The organism is Streptomyces sp. MS06 (assembly GCF_047200655.1).
In the GTDB taxonomy this organism is placed as follows: domain Bacteria; phylum Actinomycetota; class Actinomycetes; order Streptomycetales; family Streptomycetaceae; genus Streptomyces.
The window spans coordinates 1-1,160 of the sequence record NZ_JBJZOJ010000147.1; the positions used below are offsets into that span (position 1 = coordinate 1).

Consider the following 1,160-nt stretch of genomic DNA (forward strand, 5'->3'; position numbering starts at 1 on the left):
GCGGCGGATCTCGTTGAGGCGGGTGATCAGCGGGGCGATGGTCCGGCCGGTGCGTGCGGCGGCTTCCCAGTCGCGGGGTTTGAGCTGGTACTTCTCCGAGTCGAGGTACTCCTCGGAGCCCTCCTTCAGGGGGGTGTTCTCGCACAGTTCGTAGCCGGAGTAGATCCCCCAGGTGGGGGAGAGCGTCGCGGCGAGGACGGCGCGGACCTCGAAGGCGGGCCGGCCGCCGTGCTGGAGGTAGGCGTGCAGGATGTCGGGCGTGTTGGTGAAGAGGTTGGGCCGCATGTAGGAGGCGGCCTCGCCGGACAGCTCGGTGAGGTAGTCGGTGAGTTCCTGCTTGCCGTTGCGCCAGGTGAAGTAGGTGTAGGACTGCTGGAAGCCGATCTGGGCCAGGGTGTGCATCATCGCGGGGCGGGTGAACGCCTCCGCCAGGAAGATCACGTCGGGGTCGGTGCGGCCGATGTCGGCGATCACCCGCTCCCAGAACACGACCGGTTTGGTGTGCGGGTTGTCCACCCGGAAGATCCGCACGCCCTGCTCCATCCAGAACCGCAGTACCCGCAGGGTCTCGGCGACCAGGCCGTCCATGTCGGCGTCGAAGGCGAGGGGGTAGATGTCCTGGTACTTCTTCGGCGGGTTCTCCGCGTGGGCGATGGTGCCGTCGGGCCGGTGGTGGAACCAGTCGGGGTGCTTGTGCACCCAGGGGTGGTCCGGTGAGCACTGCAGGGCGAAGTCCAGGGCCACCTCCAGTCCCGCCTCCCGGGCCCGGGCGACGAAGAGGGCGAAGTCCTCCAGGGTGCCCAGGGCGGGGTGGACGGCGTCGTGGCCGCCCTCGGGGGAGCCGATCGCCCAGGGCACGCCGACGTCCTCGGGGCCGGCGGACAGGGTGTTGTTGCGGCCCTTGCGGTAGGTGGTGCCGATCGGGTGGACCGGGGGGAGGTAGACCACGTCGAAGCCCATCGCGGCGATGGCGGGCAGCCGGCGTGCGGCGGTGCGGAAGGTGCCGTGCGGCTGCTCGGGCGTGCCCTCGGAGCGGGGGAAGAACTCGTACCAGGAGCCGTACAGCGCGCGTTCCCGCTCCACCAGCAGCGGCAGCGGCGCCGAGGCGGTGACCAGTTCCCGCAGCGGGTACCGGGCCAGCACCGCGTCCACCTCCGGCG

Annotated in this window: 1 pseudogene; it reads right to left on the reverse strand. The window is 70.6% G+C overall.

Going from position 1 to position 1,160, the window contains the following annotated elements:
* Positions 1 to 1,160 (reverse strand): annotated as a pseudogene (locus tag ACL02U_RS32855) (alpha-1,4-glucan--maltose-1-phosphate maltosyltransferase); the annotation flags it as partial.